This window comes from Neobacillus drentensis (assembly GCF_036962125.1).
In the GTDB taxonomy this organism is placed as follows: domain Bacteria; phylum Bacillota; class Bacilli; order Bacillales; family Cytobacillaceae; genus Neobacillus; species Neobacillus drentensis_B.
On the sequence record NZ_JBALOA010000039.1, the window covers coordinates 1 to 20,644 of the forward strand.

General features: G+C 39.8%; 18 protein-coding genes. All 18 read left to right on the top strand.

The annotated features are described in order from the left end of the window. Positions 1 to 214 precede the first annotated feature (214 nt). The 18 genes from glmU to tilS all read left to right on the top strand — a co-directional run bounded on the left by glmU (position 215) and on the right by tilS (position 20,629). Entirely contained in the window at positions 215 to 1,588 is a 1,374-nt protein-coding gene (glmU, locus tag V7121_RS23170; RefSeq protein ID WP_335502757.1) for a bifunctional UDP-N-acetylglucosamine diphosphorylase/glucosamine-1-phosphate N-acetyltransferase GlmU, read from the top strand. Between the two features lie 23 nt (positions 1,589 to 1,611). Further along, entirely contained in the window at positions 1,612 to 2,568 is a 957-nt protein-coding gene (locus V7121_RS23175) for a ribose-phosphate diphosphokinase (RefSeq protein ID WP_335502761.1), read from the top strand. 154 nt (positions 2,569 to 2,722) lie between these two features. After that, positions 2,723 to 3,352 (top strand): 50S ribosomal protein L25/general stress protein Ctc, encoded by a 630-nt coding sequence (locus V7121_RS23180; RefSeq protein ID WP_335502764.1) that lies wholly within the window; start codon positions 2,723 to 2,725, stop codon positions 3,350 to 3,352. A 178-nt stretch (positions 3,353 to 3,530) separates the two neighbouring features. After that, a complete protein-coding gene (gene pth / locus V7121_RS23185) occupies positions 3,531 to 4,091 on the top strand; it encodes an aminoacyl-tRNA hydrolase (protein WP_335548072.1) in 561 nt (186 codons plus the stop codon). 142 nt (positions 4,092 to 4,233) lie between these two features. Further along, on the top strand, positions 4,234 to 4,464 hold the full coding sequence (locus tag V7121_RS23190) for an anti-sigma-F factor Fin family protein (protein WP_335502769.1): 231 nt from the start codon (positions 4,234 to 4,236) through the stop codon (positions 4,462 to 4,464). Positions 4,465 to 4,567: 103 nt separating this feature from the next. After that, entirely contained in the window at positions 4,568 to 8,110 is a 3,543-nt protein-coding gene (gene mfd, locus V7121_RS23195; RefSeq protein WP_335548073.1) for a transcription-repair coupling factor, read from the top strand. Positions 8,111 to 8,334: 224 nt separating this feature from the next. Next, on the top strand, positions 8,335 to 8,871 hold the full coding sequence (gene spoVT, locus V7121_RS23200) for a stage V sporulation protein T (protein ID WP_335502790.1): 537 nt from the start codon (positions 8,335 to 8,337) through the stop codon (positions 8,869 to 8,871). Positions 8,872 to 8,972: 101 nt separating this feature from the next. Then, positions 8,973 to 10,589: a putative polysaccharide biosynthesis protein gene (locus V7121_RS23205; protein WP_335502774.1), complete on the top strand. Its 1,617-nt coding sequence runs from the start codon at positions 8,973 to 8,975 to the stop codon at positions 10,587 to 10,589. After that, positions 10,583 to 12,052 (top strand): nucleoside triphosphate pyrophosphohydrolase, encoded by a 1,470-nt coding sequence (gene mazG / locus V7121_RS23210; protein ID WP_335548075.1) that lies wholly within the window; start codon positions 10,583 to 10,585, stop codon positions 12,050 to 12,052. Before V7121_RS23205 ends, mazG begins: the two co-directional genes overlap by 7 nt. Before the next feature lie 17 nt (positions 12,053 to 12,069). Continuing rightward, positions 12,070 to 12,345, top strand: coding sequence for an RNA-binding S4 domain-containing protein (locus tag V7121_RS23215; RefSeq protein WP_335502778.1), 276 nt, complete (start codon positions 12,070 to 12,072; stop codon positions 12,343 to 12,345). A gap of 79 nt (positions 12,346 to 12,424) precedes the next feature. Continuing rightward, positions 12,425 to 12,727 carry a sporulation protein YabP gene (yabP, locus tag V7121_RS23220; RefSeq protein ID WP_335502781.1) on the top strand — a complete coding sequence of 101 codons (303 nt, stop codon included), beginning with the start codon at positions 12,425 to 12,427 and terminating at the stop codon, positions 12,725 to 12,727. Continuing rightward, a complete protein-coding gene (gene yabQ / locus V7121_RS23225) occupies positions 12,724 to 13,356 on the top strand; it encodes a spore cortex biosynthesis protein YabQ (RefSeq protein ID WP_335548076.1) in 633 nt (210 codons plus the stop codon). The genes yabP and yabQ overlap by 4 nt, the downstream gene beginning before the upstream one ends. Before the next feature lie 13 nt (positions 13,357 to 13,369). After that, a complete protein-coding gene (locus V7121_RS23230) occupies positions 13,370 to 13,753 on the top strand; it encodes an FtsB family cell division protein (protein ID WP_335502787.1) in 384 nt (127 codons plus the stop codon). A gap of 94 nt (positions 13,754 to 13,847) precedes the next feature. Next, positions 13,848 to 14,285 (top strand): S1 domain-containing RNA-binding protein, encoded by a 438-nt coding sequence (locus tag V7121_RS23235; RefSeq protein ID WP_335499120.1) that lies wholly within the window; start codon positions 13,848 to 13,850, stop codon positions 14,283 to 14,285. Positions 14,286 to 14,757: 472 nt separating this feature from the next. Beyond that, complete coding sequence (spoIIE, locus tag V7121_RS23240; RefSeq protein WP_335499122.1) at positions 14,758 to 17,235, top strand: stage II sporulation protein E; 2,478 nt, start codon at positions 14,758 to 14,760, stop codon at positions 17,233 to 17,235. A gap of 95 nt (positions 17,236 to 17,330) precedes the next feature. Further along, on the top strand, positions 17,331 to 18,068 hold the full coding sequence (locus tag V7121_RS23245) for a VWA domain-containing protein (protein WP_335499124.1): 738 nt from the start codon (positions 17,331 to 17,333) through the stop codon (positions 18,066 to 18,068). After that, entirely contained in the window at positions 18,037 to 19,053 is a 1,017-nt protein-coding gene (locus V7121_RS23250) for a serine/threonine protein kinase (RefSeq protein WP_335499126.1), read from the top strand. The genes V7121_RS23245 and V7121_RS23250 overlap by 32 nt, the downstream gene beginning before the upstream one ends. 190 nt (positions 19,054 to 19,243) lie before the next feature. Continuing rightward, a complete protein-coding gene (gene tilS / locus V7121_RS23255) occupies positions 19,244 to 20,629 on the top strand; it encodes a tRNA lysidine(34) synthetase TilS (RefSeq protein WP_335499129.1) in 1,386 nt (461 codons plus the stop codon). Positions 20,630 to 20,644: the final 15 nt, after the last annotated feature.

Consider the following 20,644-nt stretch of genomic DNA (forward strand, 5'->3'; position numbering starts at 1 on the left):
CTCCAGGCCATACGCCGCTAAACGGGCGCTTGCGCCTTTTGTTCTTATGGAAAAGATATAAATAAGCCTTTCTCCCCGTTTCCCTCATTTTTAAATTACCTTCATAAAAAAACTCATTATTACAAAAATATTCACTTCCCTAACATACCTTGAAAATAGTGCCCAATTACGTTAATATTTTTAATGGATAAAAAGGTTAATTGGAGGACTGTACATGTCTAATCGATATGCTGTGGTTTTAGCCGCTGGACAAGGGACACGGATGAAATCTAAGCTATATAAAGTATTACATCCCGTATGTGGTAAGCCCATGGTTCAACATGTTGTTGACCAAGTAATGAAGCTTAATATACAGGAAATTGTAACAATTATTGGGCATGGGGCGGAGATGGTGCAAGCCCAATTAGGTGACAGCAGTCTCTATGCTCTTCAGGAGGAGCAGTTAGGAACAGCTCATGCCGTTAGTCAAGCGCAGAACATGCTGGAAGGAAAAGCAGGAGTGACAATTGTTGTTTGTGGCGATACGCCTTTAATTAAAGCAGAAACAATGGAAGCTCTCTTCGGGCATCATGAAGAGGCTGGTGCAAAGGCAACTATCCTCACAGCGCTTATTGATGAACCGGCAGGATACGGACGAATCATTCGTAACTCCGAAGGTTTGGTAGAAAAAATAGTTGAGCATAAAGATGCCTCCGAAGATGAAAGAAAAATTAATGAAATTAATACTGGGACGTATTGCTTTGACAATGTTGCGTTATTTGAAGCGTTAAAGAATGTATCCAATGACAATGTTCAAGGGGAATATTACTTACCAGATGTGATTGAAATTCTAAAGAAACAAGGGGAAGTGGTTTCTGCTTTCCAAACCAATGAATTCGAAGAAACATTAGGTGTGAATGACCGAGTAGCGCTGGCGGAAGCGGAACGAATTATGCGCAGCCGTATTAATGAAGCCCATATGAGAAATGGGGTAACAATCATTGACCCTGCCAACACCTACATTGAATCGGAAGTTGAAATCGGACAGGATACCGTTATCTATCCAGGTTCCATGATTAAAGGCAAAACTGTCATTGGGTCAGAATGTCAAATTGGGCCAAATTCCGAAATTGACTCGTGTGAAATTGGTACAGAAACAGTAGTCCGTCAATCAGTTGCACATAATAGTTCTATTGGTGCTCATGTCAATATTGGGCCATTTGCTCATATTCGCCCTGATTCGACGATTAAAGATGAAGTAAAAATAGGCAACTTCGTCGAAATTAAAAAAGCTGTCTTTGGAAAAGGAAGCAAAGCCTCCCATCTAAGTTATATCGGTGACGCTGAGGTTGGTTCTGATGTGAACATCGGATGCGGCTCCATTACAGTTAATTACGACGGTAAAAATAAATATTTAACCACAATTGAAGATGGAGTCTTTATTGGCTGTAATTCAAATCTCGTTGCCCCTGTTACCATTGGCAAGGGTGCCTATGTGGCAGCTGGTTCAACAATTACGAAAGATGTACCAGGTGATGCCTTATCGATTGCCCGGGCACAGCAAGTGAATAAGGAAAACTACGTCCAAAAGCTAAATCTAAAGAAATAAGCGAAATAATTTAGGAGGCTATCATGTCGAATCAATATTTAGACCCCAACCTTAAGGTATTTAGTTTAAATTCAAATCTCCCTTTAGCTAGCGAAATTGCCAAGGTGATTGGTGTTGAATTAGGGAAATGTTCGGTTACAAGATTTAGTGACGGAGAAATTCAAATTAATATCGAAGAAAGTATCCGTGGCGGCGATGTGTATGTCATCCAGTCGACTAGTCAGCCTGTAAATGAAAATATCATGGAATTATTAATCATGATTGATGCCTTGAAAAGAGCCTCAGCTAAAACAATTAATATTGTAATGCCATATTACGGCTATGCACGTCAGGATCGTAAAGCACGTGCACGTGAGCCGATTACTGCAAAATTAGTGGCAACCCTGCTTGAAACAGCGGGAGCAACCCGTGTCATCTGTCTTGACCTGCACGCGCCGCAAATTCAAGGTTTCTTTGATATCCCTACTGACCATTTAATGGGGGTTCCAATTTTATCTGATTATTTTAAAACGAGAGAATTCCAAAGCGATATTGTCATTGTCTCTCCAGACCATGGCGGTGTGACAAGAGCCAGGAAAATGGCTGAACGGTTAAAAGCACCAATTGCGATTATTGATAAACGCCGTCCACGGCCAAATGTGGCGGAAGTCATGAATATTGTTGGTAATATCGAAGGGAAAACAGCCATTTTAATTGATGATATCATTGATACAGCTGGAACCATTACCCTTGCTGCCAATGCCTTAATTGAAAATGGTGCATCTGAAGTTTACGCTTGTTGTACCCATCCTGTTTTATCAGGTCCTGCGATTGAAAGAATCCAAAATTCAAAAATTAAGGAATTAGTAATTACCAATTCAATTGCCCTTCCTGAAGAGAAAAAGATTGATAAAATTATTAATTTATCCGTTGCGCCATTGCTTGGTGAAGCGATTATTCGTGTTCATGAAGAGCAATCAGTAAGTACTTTGTTTGATTGATTAAAATTGAAGGATCTTGCTTTTTAAGCAAGGTCCTATTTCTGTTTAACCCATTTTTCTGTTTTAGAGAAACTGTTTAAAGGATGTTTAGATCTACTTGTTTTAGGGCATTTTTATATAGACAGTTTTTGATAAAATAGGAGGGTGATTAAAGATGAGTACTATTTTGCAGGCAAAGGAACGGAAGGAATTTCGGCATTCCGCATTGAAGTCGATAAGAGAGACAGGGAACATTCCCGCCATCATTTATGGCTCAAAGATCGATAGTAAACCTGTGGTGATTAGTTCAGCGGACTTAACAAAGACAATCCGTCAAGTGGGCAGGAATGGAGTTATTTCTATTGATGTAGATGGCAGCAAACAGGATGTTATTTTAACTGACTATCAGGCGGATTCGATTAAAAAGGAGATCATTCACGTTGATTTCTTAGCTGTCGATAAATCATCAAAAATTAATGTAGATGTAAGGCTTGTTTTAGTTGGTGAAGCTGCCGGTGTCAAAGATGGCGGTGTTTTGCAGCAGCCATTGCACCAAATATCAATTACATCTACTCCAGATAATATTCCGCAACAAATCGAAGTAGATATCTCTAATCTGCAGGTAGGAGAAACAGTATTGATGGGTGATATTCCTTCCGCAGGTGCTTTTACGATTAATCATGAGGATGATGAAGTCGTCGCCTCTATTCTGCCTCCAAAACAGGAAGAGGAAATTAATGCGGGTGAGCAACAAGAAGCGGGGCATCCTGATAATGAAGAAGGCAGGGAGACCACACCAGAGTAGAAGTCCCTAGTTTAGGCTAGACAAGGTTGACTGTTCACTGTAAATTAAGAGTAGCAAGGAGCGGGCGTAATCTTCATAAGGTTACGTCTTTTTACCGCATGACAATCTCAGGGGAGAAAAAATAATGTTTCGAAAAATATTTAAAAGGTTGGCTAAACCGGAAGAGGTGGGACCCAAAATGAAGTTAATTGTAGGTTTAGGTAACCCAGGAAAACAGTATGAACATACAAGACATAATATTGGATTTGAAGTAATTGACGCTCTCTCGAGTGAATTTTCGATTCCACTCAACCAGTCCAAATTAAAAGGACAATTTGGAATTGGTTTTTATAATGGTGAAAAAGTGATTTTATTAAAACCGCTTACCTTTATGAATCTTTCTGGAGAATCAATTAGAGCTGTGATGGATTACTATGAAATAGATAAAGAGGATTTACTCGTCATTTATGATGACCTCGATTTGCCTGTCGGAAAGATCAGACTTAGACAAAAAGGGAGTCCAGGCGGCCATAATGGAATTAAGTCGACAGTCGCTCATCTTGGTACCCAGGAGTTTAACAGAATTAGAATAGGTATTGATCGTCCCCAAGCAGGAATGAGCGTTCCTGATTATGTTCTTGGCCGTTTTCGTCCGGATGAAAGAGCACCAATGGAAGAGTCTGTGAAAAAAAGTGCAGACGCCTGCAGAGCGTGGCTGGTGAAACCTTTCTTGCAGGTAATGAATGAATATAATCAGTAAATAATACATGACACAAGCCATTGTTTCATACAATAAAAGCATTAAATAAATACGTCGAAGGGTTGATAGCGGTCACTAAGTGAATAAGTTCCTCCTTGTAGGTTCATACTAATAAGGAATCCTAGATTAGGGAGGGACAGGCGTGGCCATTCATTATCATTGTCGTCATTGTGGTACGAACCTTGGTTCCATCGATAAAACATCCATACACAGCGAAGCCTTGGGTCTTCATAAATTAACAGATCAAGAACGTTTGGAAATGGTTGCGTATGATTCATCCGGTGATATTCACATTACAGCCATTTGTGAAGACTGTCAGGAAGCACTAGATCGGAATCCAGATTACCACCAATACGACTTCCTCATTCACTAACCTGCTTTGGACAAAACTCCAAAGCGTTTTTCTATTTGTAATTTACTAATATAAGAATGTTAATAATATGATTTTTTGATGAAAGAAGGAGGGAGGAGAAACCTTGAATGCTTTAAAATCGTTATTCCTCAAGCAGGAAGATGTCCATTCCGTGATTGCGGGAGTGGAAGAGGGATTAAAAGAACAGTTAATTGCAGGGTTGTCCGGATCATCAAGGACGGTATTAGCGGCTGCTATTTACGAACAAACACAAAGACCGATCATGCTCGTCACACACAATCTATTACAAGCCCAAAAATTATATGATGATATTGTCAATCTATTAAGTGAGAAGGAAGTGTTCCTTTTCCCCGCCAATGAGTTAATTGCTGCTGAGATGAGCGTTGCCAGTCCAGAATTAAAAGCGCAAAGAATAGAAGCCTTAAACTACTGGAGTAAACATAAAAAAGGGATCCTAATTGTACCAGCGGCTGGGTTAAAGAAAATTGTACCTCCTAAATCTCTGTGGAAAAAATATCAACTCAGTTTAAAACTTGGTGAAGACATTAATATCGATAATACCTTAAAAACATTTGTCAAAATGGGGTATGTTCGTGCGGAGATGGTAACAACACCAGGAGAATTTAGCGTTAGAGGCGGAATCATCGATATTTATCCGCTCACAGAAGCCAATCCAGTTCGGATTGAACTATTTGACACAGAAATTGATTCAATTCGATCTTTCTCTCTGGAGGACCAACGTTCAAAGGATAAAGTTTCAGAGGTTCAGATAGGACCTGCTGCAGAGGTGTTGTTAGAGGCAGACAATTATAGCCGGATTATTGACCAGCTGGAAGTTGGTTTGGGGAACAGCCTTAGAAAACTTAAAGATGATAAAGCAAAAATGCAGTTATCTCAACATATCAGTTTTGAATTGGAACAGTTAAAGAACGGACAAAAGCCTGATCAAGTATTTAAATACTTATCACTAGCCTACGACAGGGCTAATAGTTTACTAGACTACCTGCCAAGTAATGGGCTCGTTTTTATTGATGAAATAAGCCGAGTACAAGAAATGAATGATTCTTTAGTAAAAGAAGAGGCAGAATGGTATACAAGTTTACTTGGCACTGGGCAGATTGTCCATGATTTACATATCTCCCATGACCTAGCTGTGCTATTACAAAAGAAGGAATGGCCGATTGTCTATATGTCATTGTTTTTGCGACATGTCGCCAATACAAGTCCACAAAATATCATTAATGTTTCCTGCAAGCAAATGCAAAATTTCCATGGACAAATGCATTTGTTAAAGGCAGAAGTTGATCGTTGGAAAAAGGGTAATTTTTCTATTTTATTTTTAGGACCTGATCAAGAGCGGGTCAAAAAGCTAGAGCGAGTCCTCGAGGATTACGAAATTAGTGCCAGCGTAATTACTGGAGGCCAGCAGCTGATACCTGGCCGAGTGCAGATCATGCAAGGGAATCTGCAAGCTGGGTTTGAGCTGTCCATCCAGAAAATCGCTGTAATTACTGAGGAAGAACTTTTTAATAAACGGGTCAAAAAGTCTACTAATCGCCAAAAACTATCAAATGCTGAAAGAATTAAGAGTTACTCAGAACTTAAAATCGGTGATTTTGTTGTTCATGTTAATCATGGAATCGGTAAGTATTTAGGCATTGAAACGCTGATAATAAACGGGATTCATAAGGATTACCTCCATATCCGCTACCAAGGAACAGACAAACTGTATGTCCCGGTTGAACAGATTGACCTTGTGATGAAGTATGTAGGTTCGGAAGGAAAAGAGCCGAAGATTTATAAATTAGGCGGAACCGATTGGAAAAAGGTCAAGAAGAAGGTTCAATCTTCGGTTGAAGATATTGCGGACGATTTAATTAAATTATATGCCGAACGGGAAGCAGCAGTCGGCTATGCCTATTCGCCTGATGGTGATATGCAAAGAGAATTTGAAACATCATTTGCCTACCAAGAAACAGATGATCAGCTGCGTTCGATTCATGAGATTAAAAAGGACATGGAGAGACCGCGCCCGATGGATCGTCTTCTCTGCGGTGACGTTGGTTATGGAAAAACAGAGGTAGCGATTCGCGCTGCCTTCAAAGCAATCGCCGATGGAAAACAAGTGGCTTTTCTGGTCCCTACGACAATTTTGGCGCAGCAGCATCATGAAACCCTACGGGAAAGATTTCAAGATTATCCGATTAATATTGGTTTGTTAAACCGCTTTCGTTCGAAAAAACAACAAACGGAGACGCTTAAAGGGTTAAAAGCTGGGACTATTGATATAGTCGTCGGAACACACCGCCTGCTTTCAAAGGATATTGTTTACCGTGACTTAGGTTTGTTGATTATCGATGAAGAACAGCGGTTTGGGGTTACCCATAAGGAAAAAATTAAAAAGTTAAAAACAAATGTCGATGTCTTGACACTAACAGCAACGCCAATTCCGCGCACACTTCATATGTCGATGCTCGGTGTCCGTGATTTATCAGTCATTGAGACACCGCCCGAAAATCGATTCCCTGTCCAGACGTATGTCATGGAGTACAATGGATCATTGGTGCGCGAAGCGATTGAGAGAGAACTAGCCCGCGACGGACAAGTATACTTTTTATATAACCGGGTGGAAGATATTGAACGTAAAGCTGAGGAAATATCGATGCTTGTCCCGGATGCACGCGTGGTCTGTGCCCATGGGCAGATGACAGAAAATGAATTAGAAACGGTGATGATCGGCTTTTTAGCTGGTGAATATGATGTCCTTGTTAGTACGACCATTATTGAAACAGGTGTGGACATACCGAATGTAAATACCTTAATTGTCTTTGATGCAGACAGGATGGGACTCTCACAGTTGTATCAGCTCCGCGGTCGTGTCGGCCGGTCGAATCGTGTCGCCTACGCTTATTTCACGTATCGAAAAGATAAGGTATTAACGGAAGTGGCCGAAAAACGTCTTCAAGCCATTAAGGAATTTACTGAATTAGGTTCCGGATTTAAAATTGCCATGCGTGATTTATCAATTAGAGGTGCAGGGAATTTATTAGGTGCCCAACAGCATGGCTTTATTGACTCGGTTGGTTTCGACCTGTATTCACAGATGTTAAAGGACGCAATAGAGGAGCGTAAAGTGAACATTGGCGTGGCTGGAACGCCAAAAAAATCTGTTGAAATTGACCTTGAAATTGACGCCTATATTCCTGATACATATATTAAGGATGGGCATCAAAAAATAGAGATGTACAAACGGTTTAGAGGTGCGGAATCGCTCAAGGATATTGAAGAGCTTGAAGCGGAAATGCTTGACCGTTTTGGTGAGTATCCTGAAGAAGTTGCCTGTCTTTTTCAAATAGCAGAAATTAAGGTTTACGCTCTTTTAAATGGTGTAGATCAAATTAAACAAACAAAACAGGAAGTAAACATACTTATAAATGAACAGGTTACTAACACCATTGATGGAAGTAAGATTTTTCAAATTGGCAATCAGTTTGGCCGAAATGTTTCTCCGGGAATGGAGGGGCCTAGACTGAAGATCGTTATCAAGACAAAGGATTATCAAACTTCCCAATGGTTAAATATTGTATTTGAAATGGTTAAAGGTGTGGAAAAGGCGAAAAAGGGCCATGAAAACCCTGTAAACTAAGGGGATCAGTGTAAGTATATTTGGGAATGTCGATGGAATCATCCCACAGAGTTGAATCTTTATCCAATTTGGATAATTCTATGATATTTGAAAAAATATTACGATTATGTATATAACTTTCCAGATGAAAGATACTAAGTTCAAAGTTGGTGATGAATACAATATAAGGAAACAAAATCATTACCAAGTTGAATAATCATCAGATGAAAGTGAGGCAACATTGGATGAAAGCAACTGGAATAGTTCGTCGAATCGATGATTTGGGTCGTGTTGTCATTCCCAAAGAAATACGCAGAACCCTGCGTATCCGCGAAGGGGATCCGTTAGAGATTTTTGTTGATCGAGACGGAGAAGTCATCTTGAAAAAATATTCACCTATTAGTGAGCTGGGTGATTTTGCTAAAGAATATGCTGAAGCACTTTTTGATAGCCTTGGAAACCCTGTGTTAATTTGTGATAGAGATTCTGTTATCGCAATGGCTGGCGGTTCTAAGAAAGAGTATTTAAATAAGAATATTAGTGATGTTATCGAAAAAACAATGGAAGAACGAAATTCAGTTCTGTTCACTCAAAAAGGGAACATTGCGTTGGTGGATGGAAATGAGGAGGAAATTACTTCTTATACTATTGGACCAATTATTGCGAATGGCGACCCAATCGGAGCAGTTATTATCTTTTCTAAAGAAGGAATTCTCGGTGAAGTGGAACAAAAGGCTGTTGAAACGGCAGCAGGTTTCCTTGCCAGGCAGATGGAATCATAAAAAAGGCAGCGAGAGCTGTCTTTTTTATTTAGCTTAAAAACAGTTCTCAGTGTGTTATAATACAATTCGAGTTTGTATATTTTTAGTAGGAGAATAAATGGATGAAGTCTGTGAATCAATCCAAGGCTCTGTTTCGAGGGGCTTTTATTTTAATGATTGCCGCCCTGGTTACGAAAGTTTTAAGTGCCTTTTACCGAATACCTTTTCAAAACATTGTTGGAGATATCGGTTTTTACATATACCAACAGGTGTATCCCTTTTATGGGATTGCCATGGTTCTTTCGACGACAGGCTTTCCAGTCGTCATTTCCAAGCTTTATGCGGAGCAGAAACAAAAAGGAGACGATGTCAAATCACGTCTCCTCCTGTTTGTCTCATTTATTTATTTGCAATTATTTGGCCTTTTTTGTTTCTTGATTCTTTATTTTGGTGCCGATCGAATTGCTGTTTGGATGAATGATTCTCATCTAGCGATTCTATTACGAGTGGTCTCGATTGTGTTTTTGATGTTTCCGATGATTTCAATCCTACGGGGATATTATCAAGGAATTGGTGACATGGTCCCGACTGCCTTATCCCAGGTAGGGGAACAAACGACAAGGGTTGTGACCATTCTCTTTTTGGCCTATCTTTTTATGGAAAAGGGATATTCTCTCTATCTTGTTGGCGGTGGGGCTATGTTTGGCTCAATTACAGGGAGTATTGTCTCAGGAATCATCTTGTTTATGTTTTTATGGATTCGTAAAGAATGGAAGGTAATTGCACCGAATTCGAAGCTGCTACAAGGCTATACAGGCGAGGCCAAAAAGATATTTCAGGCGCTGATCTATCAAGGTCTAACGATTTGTATTAGCGGGATGCTAATGATCTTTATTCAATTAGGCGATTCATTAAATCTTTTTTCCCTGCTTGTCTCAAGCGGAGTTGAAAAAGACCTAGCGAAGAGTTTGAAAGGAATCTTTGATCGTGGACAGCCGCTAATCCAGTTAGGAACCATAGCAGCTACCTCTATGTCTTTGACACTTGTCCCACTAATAACAAAGGAGCGATTGGCTGCCAAGCCGGAATTTTTGCACCATAAAATTCAAATGGCTCTTAAGGTAAGTGTGATCATTGGAGTAGGTGCATCCGCTGGATTATGGGCAATTATTGAACCGACCAATACAATGCTCTTTGAAAATAAAGCTGGTTCTGATGTCTTAGGCGTGCTTGGGTTCATGATTCTGTTTACATCCATTGTTTCCACGGTGATGGCCATCATGCAGGGCTTAGGGGTGATGCTTTTCCCAGCGTTCGCTTCTTTATGTGTGTTTCCGTTAAAATATATGCTTAATGGTTTCTTTGTCCCTTTATATGGAACTATGGGAGCGGCTATTTCTTCACTCCTATCATTGGGATTTGTAACAGCTTTGTTATTGATCCATTTTAAAAGGATTACACGGATTCCCCTATTTTCGTTTCGTTTTTGTGGGACAGTTATGACAGCTACAGCAGCGATGGTCCTCTTTTTAAAAGTTTATTTATATTTGTTGGGTAATGATGATGTCGGACGTATCGAGGCTGTCTTTCAATCACTAAGCTCTGTTATATTAGGTGGATTGTTGTTTTTATTGATAATGATTAGAGGCCGAGTGTTTCGTGAACAAGAACTTTCATTATTTCCCTTTGGAAGTAAATTAATAAAACTAATGGCCCGAAAGGATAGGGATAAATGGTGAAAAAGATTGAGATTGTTGGTTTAGGTGCAGGTGATTTAGAGCAGCTACCAGTTGGAGTCTATAAAAGACTATTGAATGCAGGTGAAGTATTTTTACGGACAAAGGAACATCCAGTCGTTGCCGATTTGGAAAAGGAGGGATTTACGTATACCTCATTTGATGCAATCTATGAAAAACATGAGCAGTTTGAGGATGTCTACGAAGAAATTGCTCAAACCTTATTGGATAAGGCGGACCGCGAGACAGTCATTTATGCTGTTCCAGGTCACCCGCTTGTCGCAGAGCGGACCGTACAGCTTCTTTTAGATTATGGACCTAAACGAGAGATAGAGATTATGATTGGCGGCGGACAAAGCTTTATTGACGCCTTATTTACCTCGGTCAAAATAGATCCAATTGAAGGGTTTCAATTATTAGATGCAACAGCGCTCCACAAAGAGCAGCTACAGATTGACCAACACATGATGATTAGCCAGGTATACGATCAATTTATCGCTTCTAATGTGAAATTAACGCTGATGGAAAAACTACCTGATGACTACCCTGTATTTATCGTAACAGCAGCAGGAAGCAGTCAGGAAGTGATTGAGAAAGTCCTATTGTATGAGTTAGACCGTAATGTAACGATTAACAATTTAACATCTGTGTATATTCCACCAGTCAAAGAGGAACAGATTCTCTTGAAGAATTTTTCAAAGCTAAGGGAAATAATAGCCGAGCTTAGGAGCCCAACTGGCTGTCCATGGGACCGGGAGCAAACACATGAATCCTTAAAAAAATACCTAATCGAAGAAACTTACGAAGTAATTGATGCAATAAATAGTGGAGACATTGACCATTTAATTGAGGAACTCGGTGATGTATTGCTGCAGGTCATGCTCCATGCGCAAATTGGTGAGGATGACGGGTATTTTTCCATTGATGACATTATTGAAGGGTTATCCGCAAAAATGATTCGACGCCATCCCCATGTGTTCGGAAATGTCGTGGCAGAGGATTCAGAGGAAGTCCTTCGTAATTGGCAGGAGATTAAGAAACAGGAAAAGGGTGGAGAAGAGCCCGCAACTATCCTTGATGGTGTGTCCATGGCCTTGCCTAATTTGTTAAGAGCTTATGAACTTCAGAAGAAAGCGGCTAAGGTTGGCTTTGACTGGCAGGAAATTACCCCTGCCTTGGAGAAAGTGAAAGAAGAGCTCGAGGAATTTGTTGATGAATTAGATGGTACGACTGAAGGAATGGTCCGGGCTAAGGGGGAATTTGGTGATTTGTTATTTGCGTTTGTGAATGTTGCCAGATTCTTAAAAATTCATCCCGAAGAAGCCTTATTTGAAACAAATGAAAAATTTACACGCAGATTTCAGTTTGTGGAGGAAAAGGTCAAGGAAAGCGGCCGAACATTTGAGGAACATACATTAGAACAACTGGACCAATATTGGGACCAAGCAAAAGAAAAAGGGATTTAATAAAGGGGGACACAGACATGCGTCTTGATAAATTTTTAAAGGTTTCACGTCTAATTAAAAGAAGGACCTTGGCAAAGGAAGTATCGGATCAGGGACGAATTGAAATTAATGGGAAAGAGGCAAAGGCCAGTTCAACGGTTAAAGTTGGTGATGAACTAACAATTCGCTTGGGGCAGAGAATAGTTACCGCTAGGATAGACCGGATCCAAGATACAACACGCAAGGAAGAAGCGGCAGAGATGTATACGATTATAAAGGAAGAAAGAATTGGTGCAACAGATTCACCCTTTTAGGAATGGGTTCTAATTTTTCTATCCCTCACATAAATATGTATCAAAAAGGTTGTACAAACGATTGTGGGGGATGTTGTTAATGAGCCAATATTATGAGAGTAATCCACCGAAAAGTAGTGTGCCAGACCATGATGTCATCATGAGAGGCCGGAAGCTTCTTGAAATTACCGGTGTTAAACAAGTTGAAAGTTTTGATAATGAAGAGTTCTTACTCGAGACCTCAATGGGGTTTTTAGCCATCAAGGGGCAAAACCTGCAAATGAAAAACTTAGATGTAGAGAAAGGGATTGTTTCTATTAAGGGAAAGATATTTGATTTAGTTTACCTTGATGAGCAGCACGGGGAGAAAGCTAAAGGATTCTTTAGTAAGTTATTCCGATGATCCTCTCGACTCAGTTTTTCACCTTGCTTTCCATGATTGGCATGGGTTCGTTGTTTGGCGCGATGTTTGATACTTACCAGCGTTTTCTAAATCGGCCCAAAAGGAAGCAATGGATTGTTTTTTTTAATGATTTGCTTTTTTGGATTATCCAGGCAGTAATTATTTTTTACACACTATTTCTAGTCAATAACGGTGAACTTAGATTTTATATCTTTCTTGCTCTGCTTTGTGGATTTGCCGCTTACCAAAGCTTATTTAAAGGGATTTACCTCCGTTTGCTTGAGATGACCATTAAAACAATCATTGCGATCGGCCGCTTTATCAAAAAAACGTTCCAGCTTCTGATTTATAAACCAATTGTCGGCCTTATACAGTTAATAATAATTATTATCCTGACGATTGGCAGGGGCCTTTTAACTCTTGTTAAGTTTATTGGTAAGGTTTTACTATTAATAGCAAAAATCATTTTATTTCCAATTCAAAAAATCGTGTTGCTTTTTTGGAAACTTTTGCCGAAAAGTCTTAAAAAATCCGTCGAGAAGTTATATAATAAAACGGCAGGATTTTTTAAGAGAATCCGGAATTATTTAAGTAAGATAATTAATAGATGGAAAAATCGAAACGAGTAAGGCGGTGAGGGAAATGGGAGCAGAACAGAAGAGAATTGTATCAAAAATCCAAACAACCTATGTGAAACAGCAAGAGTATGCAGAAATTGCCTCCGCACGAAAAAAGAAACTTTTAGTGAGACGGTTATCGATGTTTTTGGTTTTTGCGGCCATTCTCTCTTATTTAATGATTTCCAGTTCCAGTTCCCAAGCTGCTAAGCTCAACGCTAAATTAGCTCAAAAAAAGCAACTTAATCATGAGTTAAAAGAGTTAAAAGAGCAGCGGGATATTTTGAATGAAAATATCATTAAATTAAATGATGATGATTATATTGGGAAGTTGGCCAGAAAAGAATATTTTTTCTCTAATAAAGGTGAAATCATTTTTAATATTCCTGAAGATAAAAAGGGGAAATGAACCAATTTATCGTCATATTGACACTGATTTTTTTCTTTTTGTATAATATAGAGTAAGATTGATTTTTAAACTTTTAAGGAGGAACATTCTTTTTATGTCAATTGAAGTAGGCAGCAAGTTACAAGGGAAGGTAACCGGGATTACTAATTTTGGAGCGTTTGTGGAGCTGCCGGGGGGCTCAACAGGACTCGTCCACATCAGTGAGGTCGCTGACAACTATGTGAAGGATATTAATGATCATCTTAAAGTTGGTGACCAAGTAGAGGTCAAAGTCATTAATGTTGAGAAGGATGGAAAAATAGGACTGTCGATTAAAAAGGCAAAGGATCGCCCAGAGTCGCAGCAAAGGTCAAATTCAAACTCCTACTCACAACGTCCTCGTCAGGGCAGAAATAACGATCGACATAATGCTAAGCCGGAAAATTTTGAAACCAAAATGGCAAAGTTTTTAAAAGATAGCGAGGATCGTTTATCTTCCTTAAAAAGACAAACAGAAACCAAACGTGGTGGAAGAGGAGCTAAGCGGGGGTAACTTGCTGCTAAACTTTATATTAATAAAGAGTGAATTTACTTCATAACTATAAATGAAAAGACAGGTCAAAATGGCCTGTCTTTTTTGTCGTATTATCACTTAGTTTACTGTCTAGCTCCAGCGCCCTAGCGGCTAGTGTCCTTCGCTCTCCGCCCTACGATAAGTCAACATCGAATGCGCCTCCGGCTCTTCGTGTTTCCTTTATCTCAGTTGGAGCGCTCCACAAGGAAGGCTTCGGCAGCATAGGCCTCGCATGAAGAAAAGGCGTTAGCTTTTTCGAGGAGGCCATACGCCGCTGACCAGGGCGCTTCCGCTTTTCTAACCGTCACTCTCCGACACTAATTAATATTATTTGAATGATAATAGTGAAAACCGTCGAACGATTCTTTTTGCTTGTTCACTAATTTGACAAACTTTTAAGTCTATTAATTTTATAATTATCTGAACAATGAAAGAATAGGGAGTGTGATTTATGGAAAAGACAAATGCTAGTTTCATAGAACCCGTCAGTGAAGTCAATCTTCATTCATCTAAATGGGCTTTGCAGAATGGATTGAAAAAAATTCAGCTTATGCTTGAGTCCTTTTTCATAAAAAAGGGGTATCTGTTATTAATCGTCGGTTTTTTGCTTGGACGGGCCTTAATTTTAGCGAAGCTGACTCCTTTTTGCCTTCCCTTTTTTGCCTCAGTTTATTTAATTAAACGAGATCGGGCACCGCTTGCCCTGATCGGACTAGTGATTGGGGCTGTGACGATTTCCTTAACCAACGCTGCCTTTACCTTTTTAGTAACCCTTTGCTTTATCATCGTTTTTCGGATAAGCAAGAAGTGGCTGACAAATGAGCATAAAGCACTGCCATTTTTTGTCGGGATTGTGCTGGGGGTTGGAAAATTAGCTGAAGCGTTTATCCTATCGACTCAATTAACACTATATGATTTCATGATGGTTGGTGTACAAACAAGTCTTGCCTTTATATTGACGCTGATATTTTTACAAAGCATTCCATTATTAACTTTCAATAAACGCAGACAATTATTGAAAACAGAAGAGATCGTCTGCTTAATTATCATGCTAGCATCGATTATGACGGGGACGATTGGCTGGAAAGTGTATGACCTGTCAGTTGAGCATATCCTGTCAAGATACTTAGTGTTAGTGTTTTCCTTTATTGCAGGAGCAACTGTTGGTTCCACTGTTGGAGTCGTTACGGGTCTAATTTTTAGCCTGGCAAGCGTATCTAGTTTCTATCATATGAGTTTACTAGCCTTTTCCGGTGTCCTGGGGGGATTAATGAAGGAAGGGAAAAAAATAGGTGTTTCGATTGGATTATTTATTGCTACGCTCCTGATCGGTATGTATGGGGAAGGTGGCAATGGTTCAATCCTGCAAACAGTTTTGGAGACGGCAGCTGCTATTTTCCTATTCCTTCTAACCCCGCAGGTTCTAACTTCCCGATTAGCGAAGTATATCCCTGGTACGCCAGAGTACACAGCTGAACAGCAAAAATACATGCGGAAGATGCGCGACGTCACGGCACAGCGTGTTTCGCAATTTTCTAATGTATTTCATGCCCTGTCCAAAAGCTTTTCACAAATGGAGGTCCAGCCGCATGAAGACGAAAGTGCACGGGAAATGGATTATTTCATGAGCAATGTGACCGAAAAAACCTGCCAAACCTGCTTTAAGAAGGATCAATGCTGGGCAAATAATTTTAATACAACCTATGCCTATATGGAAGAGATTATTCATGAAATGGATCAAAACAATGGCAATATTTCATCGAAACTATCAAGAGAGTGGGAAAAAATTTGTACCCGTTCGCAAAGAGTCTATGAATCAATTGGACAAGAATTAACCTTTTTCCAAGCTAATCAAAAGTTGAAACGACAGGTTCAGGAGAGCCGTAAGCTTGTAGCTGACCAATTGTTAGGTGTTTCAGAGGTGATGGAAAACTTTGCAAAAGAGATTCAGCGGGAGAGAGAAAATCATCACAAGCAGGAAGAGCAAATTATGGAGGCAATGCAATCGTTCGGAATCCATATCGAACAGGTGGAAATATATAGCCTCGAACAAGGTAATGTAGATATTGAAATGTCCTTACCATTTTGTAATGGCCACGGGGAATGTGAAAAGCTAATTGCACCAATGCTTTCAGACATTCTCGGTGAGACAATCGTTGTAAAAATGGAAGAGTGTGCAACCATGCCAAATGACTTCTGCCACGTGACGTTCCGGTCATCCAAGGCTTATACGGTAGAAACAGGCGTGGCCCATGCAGCAAAGGATGGCGGCTTGGTTTCGGGTGATAGCTACTCGACAATTGAACTGGGATTTGGTAAATTTGCGATTGCCATAAGCGATGGGATGGGAAATGGAGAAAGGGCTCATTACGAGAGTAAAGAGACATTGCTTCTTTTACAAAAGATTCTTCAATCTGGGATTGAGGAAAAGGTGGCAATTAAATCGGTTAATTCGATTCTTTCACTTCGAACGACCGATGAAATCTTCTCTACCCTAGATTTAGCGATGATTGATCTGCAAAATGCTTCGACTAAGTTTCTTAAGATTGGTTCTACACCTAGCTTTATTAAAAGAGGAAATAAAATCATTAAAATTCAAGCAAGCAATTTGCCAATTGGCATGATTCAGGAATTTGAAGTAGATGTGGTAAGTGAACAATTAAAAGCAGGCGATTTATTGATAATGATGAGTGACGGAGTATTTGAAGGACCATTGCATGTAGAGAATTATGATTTATGGATGAAGCGAAAGTTACAAGGATTAGAGACAGATGACCCACAAGAAGTCGCTGATTTAATCCTGGAAGAAGTGATTCGCTCAAGGTCAGAGATTATCCATGATGATATGACGGTGACCGTTGCAAAAATAAAACACAACACCCCAAAATGGGCTTCAATTCCTGTTCAAAAATTAAAGCGTCAGGCCTAAACAAGTTATTTTATGCAGTCTTCTATTAAAATATGTATAAATCACCTTCTTCCCGTCGAAAATGGTACCAATACATGTAGTGGAGGGAGAAGGTTATGTATACAGGGAAAATTCGTCAAATCTTATTAATTACCGATGGATGTTCCAATCAAGGGGACGATCCAATTGCCATGGCTGCACTTGCCAGGGAACAAGGAATAACCGTTAATGTAATTGGTGTGATGGAGCAGGACACGATTGATGAAAAAGGAATGACGGAAATTGAAGGAATAGCGATGTCAGGCGGAGGAGTCAGTCAGATTGTTTATGCCCAGCAGCTTTCGCAAACAGTACAAATGGTAACCCGTAAGGCAATGAACCAGACAATACAAGGAGTCGTGAATCGGGAATTGCAGCAAATCTTGGGGCGTTCACAAACAATGGAAGACCTCCCTCCTGAAAAGCGCGGGGAAGTAATGGAGGTTGTCGATGAATTAGGCGAAACTGTCGAATTAGAGGTGTTGATTCTTGTCGATACAAGTGCGAGTATGAAGCATAAGCTGCCGACTGTGAAAGAAGCACTACTTGACCTATCTCTAAGCTTGAATGCCCGCACAGGTGATAATCAATTTTCAGTTTATGTATTTCCCGGGAAAAAGAAAGATGTCGAAAAATTGCTAGACTGGACGCCAAAACTGCAAACATTGACAAGTGTCTTTTCCCAATTGTCTACAGGAGGAATTACCCCAACTGGCCCAGCGATACGGACAGCATTATCGTCATTTGATCAAAAACAATCCTTAAGGAGCCTTCTTTCACGTGATGATGAATCATACTTTGAAGAGTCAATGTAAGGTAAGCCCAGGAACGGTTATCTCAGGGAAGTGGCATTTTAATAAATACATGATTATCAAGGAGCTTGGATTTGGAGCAAATGGAGTGGTGTACCTTGCCAAGCATAATAACACTCAAGTTGCGTTAAAAATGAGCGATAATGGGATGTCGATTACCTCTGAGGTTAATGTGTTAAAATCCTTAGCAAAGGTCCAGGGAACCCCATCCCTTGGGCCTTCTTTGCTTGATGTTGATGATTGGCAGAGCCCTCAAGGTCTTATTTCCTTTTATGTGATGGAATACATACAGGGACCTGATTTTTTATCTTTTTTACAACAAAAGGGAAGGTCATGGACCAGTGTATTATTTTTGCAGCTGTTAAATGATTTAGACAAGCTTCATGAAAATGGCTGGGTATTTGGTGACCTCAAGCCGGAGAATTTAATTGTCACTGGACCCCCGCCAAAAATAAGATGCATTGATGTGGGTGGAACTACTATACAAGGGAGAGCAATTAAGGAGTTCACTGAGTTTTATGACCGCGGCTATTGGGGACTGGGTTCAAGAAAAGCTGAGCCTTCCTATGACTTGTTCTCCGTGGCAATGATTATGATCAATACCGCCTATCCTAAGCGATTGACAAAAACGACTGGCGGTATCTTGCAATTAAGAGAGGCAATCCGTCAGAAGCCTGAGTTATTGGCATGGGAAAAGGTCATTGTTAAAGCACTTCAGGGCCATTATAGCAGTGCAAAACAAATGAGAACAGATTTATTAGATCTGATGGTTGATAAAAAAGCGCCTGATTCACCTCCCGTAAAGGCAGCTGGAATAAACAAACAAGCGCAAAAACAGCAGGCCCGTCCAAATATAAATGGAAACAAGCCGCTTACGAGGCAGCACTATCGTAAAAAGAAGAAGAAAAGCGGCTGGATGGAATTTTGGCTTATTGCTATCGTGCTAGGTTTATTGTATGGGTGGTATACATTTAATAAATTGCTGTAATTAATGAAACTATTTTGCACGTCATTCGTATAAGATTTAATACGTATAGATATGCATTATATTAGTAGGAAAAATTTCTAAGCATTTTGCAATAGCAATGCTTTGATACTTTGTTCTTAAAAGTGGTAGACTAATGTTATTCTTACCGTTTTAAAGTTTTAAACTATGTTTTAAGGAAGAGTGCATTATTATGCTGGAAACCAAGGTCAAGGCCTTTCTTAAACACCAGGCCTTCGATTTAGCATCTAAAAAGATGGTCGTAGGTGTTTCGGGAGGCCCGGATTCACTCGCGCTGCTTCACTATTTGCTTGCAGAAAAAGAAAAACAGGGTCTGGCCCTTGTTGTTGCCCATGTAGACCATATGTTTCGTGGACAGGAGTCATTTGAGGATGCAATGTTCGTCAAGAATTTCTGTGAACAGAATGGCATTCCGTTTGAAATGACCCGGGTCAATGTTCCAAAGATAATGGAAGTAACAGGTAAAAGTTCGCAAATTGCTGCACGAGATGTAAGGTACGATTTTTTTCTAAAGATTATGGAAAAGTATCAGTATTCATTCTTAGCGCTGGCTCATCATGGTGATGATCAAATGGAAACGATGCTGATGCGAATGACGAGAGGCAGTGCGGGGGTTGCCCGTGCAGGCATTCCATTTACCCGCCCATTTGATAAGGGGACGATTTTACGTCCGTTTCTAGGTCTAGAGAGAGCTGATATTCAAGCGTATTGTGAAAGGCATAATCTAAGCCCAAGAATAGACCCCAGTAATGAAAAAGGAATTTATAGCAGAAATCGTTTTCGTAAAGTAGTCATTCCTTTTTTAAAAAAGGAAAACCCGCTAGCCCATGAACATTTTCAACGGTTTAGTGAGGAAATAACAAGTGATGAAATGTTCCTGCAGGAATTAACTATTCAGCAAATGAATACAGTAATCACAAAAAAGGAAGAAAGCAAAATTACGGTTGACCTTAAACGTTTTCTTGAAGTGCCTTTACCTTTACAAAGGAGAGGGATTCAACTAATATTAAACTATCTTTACAAAGAAAAACCCGCTTCTTTATCTGCATTACATATTGACCAAATTTTTTTCATAATTCAACATCCTCAGCCATCAGGTCAACTTGATTTCCCTAATGGTTTAAAAGTTACTCGTTCCTATTATTCCCTTTCCTTCCATTTTCAATCGATTGAGGTAACGTCATATCTTTTTGAAATGACAGAGCCTGGAGTGATTAACTTACCGAATGGCGGGAAAATTAGTAGCAGCTATGTGACGGGGAAAACATCAATTGCAGGTGTAAATACAGCGCTTTTTAGTGTTAGCAGTGTGAAGTGGCCAATAATTATTCGCTCTCGAAGGAGTGGCGATCGAATGACGTTAAAGGGAATGGAAGGATCTAAAAAATTAAAGGCTATATTTATTGATCAAAAGGTACCAGTTCAAGAACGTAATATGTGGCCTATACTAACCGACAAAGAAGGTTGTATTCTTTGGCTGCCAGGGTTAAAAAAATCTTCTTTTGAAGGCATAGATGACTCAGTTCAACAATATATACTATTCACATATCAAAAGTAACGATCTTCTAGGGGG

Excerpts from the sequence above, each read along its gene's own strand:
- glmU (WP_335502757.1), top strand. The coding sequence starts at position 215 with ATGTCTAATCGATATGCTGTGGTTTTAGCCGCTGGACAAGGGACACGG.
- V7121_RS23175 (WP_335502761.1), top strand. The coding sequence starts at position 1,612 with ATGTCGAATCAATATTTAGACCCCAACCTTAAGGTATTTAGTTTAAAT.
- V7121_RS23180 (WP_335502764.1), top strand. The coding sequence starts at position 2,723 with ATGAGTACTATTTTGCAGGCAAAGGAACGGAAGGAATTTCGGCATTCC.
- pth (WP_335548072.1), top strand. The coding sequence starts at position 3,531 with ATGAAGTTAATTGTAGGTTTAGGTAACCCAGGAAAACAGTATGAACAT.
- spoVT (WP_335502790.1), top strand. The coding sequence starts at position 8,335 with ATGAAAGCAACTGGAATAGTTCGTCGAATCGATGATTTGGGTCGTGTT.
- V7121_RS23205 (WP_335502774.1), top strand. The coding sequence starts at position 8,973 with ATGAAGTCTGTGAATCAATCCAAGGCTCTGTTTCGAGGGGCTTTTATT.
- mazG (WP_335548075.1), top strand. The coding sequence starts at position 10,583 with ATGGTGAAAAAGATTGAGATTGTTGGTTTAGGTGCAGGTGATTTAGAG.
- V7121_RS23215 (WP_335502778.1), top strand. The coding sequence starts at position 12,070 with ATGCGTCTTGATAAATTTTTAAAGGTTTCACGTCTAATTAAAAGAAGG.
- yabP (WP_335502781.1), top strand. The coding sequence starts at position 12,425 with ATGAGCCAATATTATGAGAGTAATCCACCGAAAAGTAGTGTGCCAGAC.
- yabQ (WP_335548076.1), top strand. The coding sequence starts at position 12,724 with ATGATCCTCTCGACTCAGTTTTTCACCTTGCTTTCCATGATTGGCATG.
- V7121_RS23230 (WP_335502787.1), top strand. The coding sequence starts at position 13,370 with ATGGGAGCAGAACAGAAGAGAATTGTATCAAAAATCCAAACAACCTAT.
- V7121_RS23235 (WP_335499120.1), top strand. The coding sequence starts at position 13,848 with ATGTCAATTGAAGTAGGCAGCAAGTTACAAGGGAAGGTAACCGGGATT.
- spoIIE (WP_335499122.1), top strand. The coding sequence starts at position 14,758 with ATGGAAAAGACAAATGCTAGTTTCATAGAACCCGTCAGTGAAGTCAAT.
- V7121_RS23245 (WP_335499124.1), top strand. The coding sequence starts at position 17,331 with ATGTATACAGGGAAAATTCGTCAAATCTTATTAATTACCGATGGATGT.
- V7121_RS23250 (WP_335499126.1), top strand. The coding sequence starts at position 18,037 with ATGATGAATCATACTTTGAAGAGTCAATGTAAGGTAAGCCCAGGAACG.
- tilS (WP_335499129.1), top strand. The coding sequence starts at position 19,244 with ATGCTGGAAACCAAGGTCAAGGCCTTTCTTAAACACCAGGCCTTCGAT.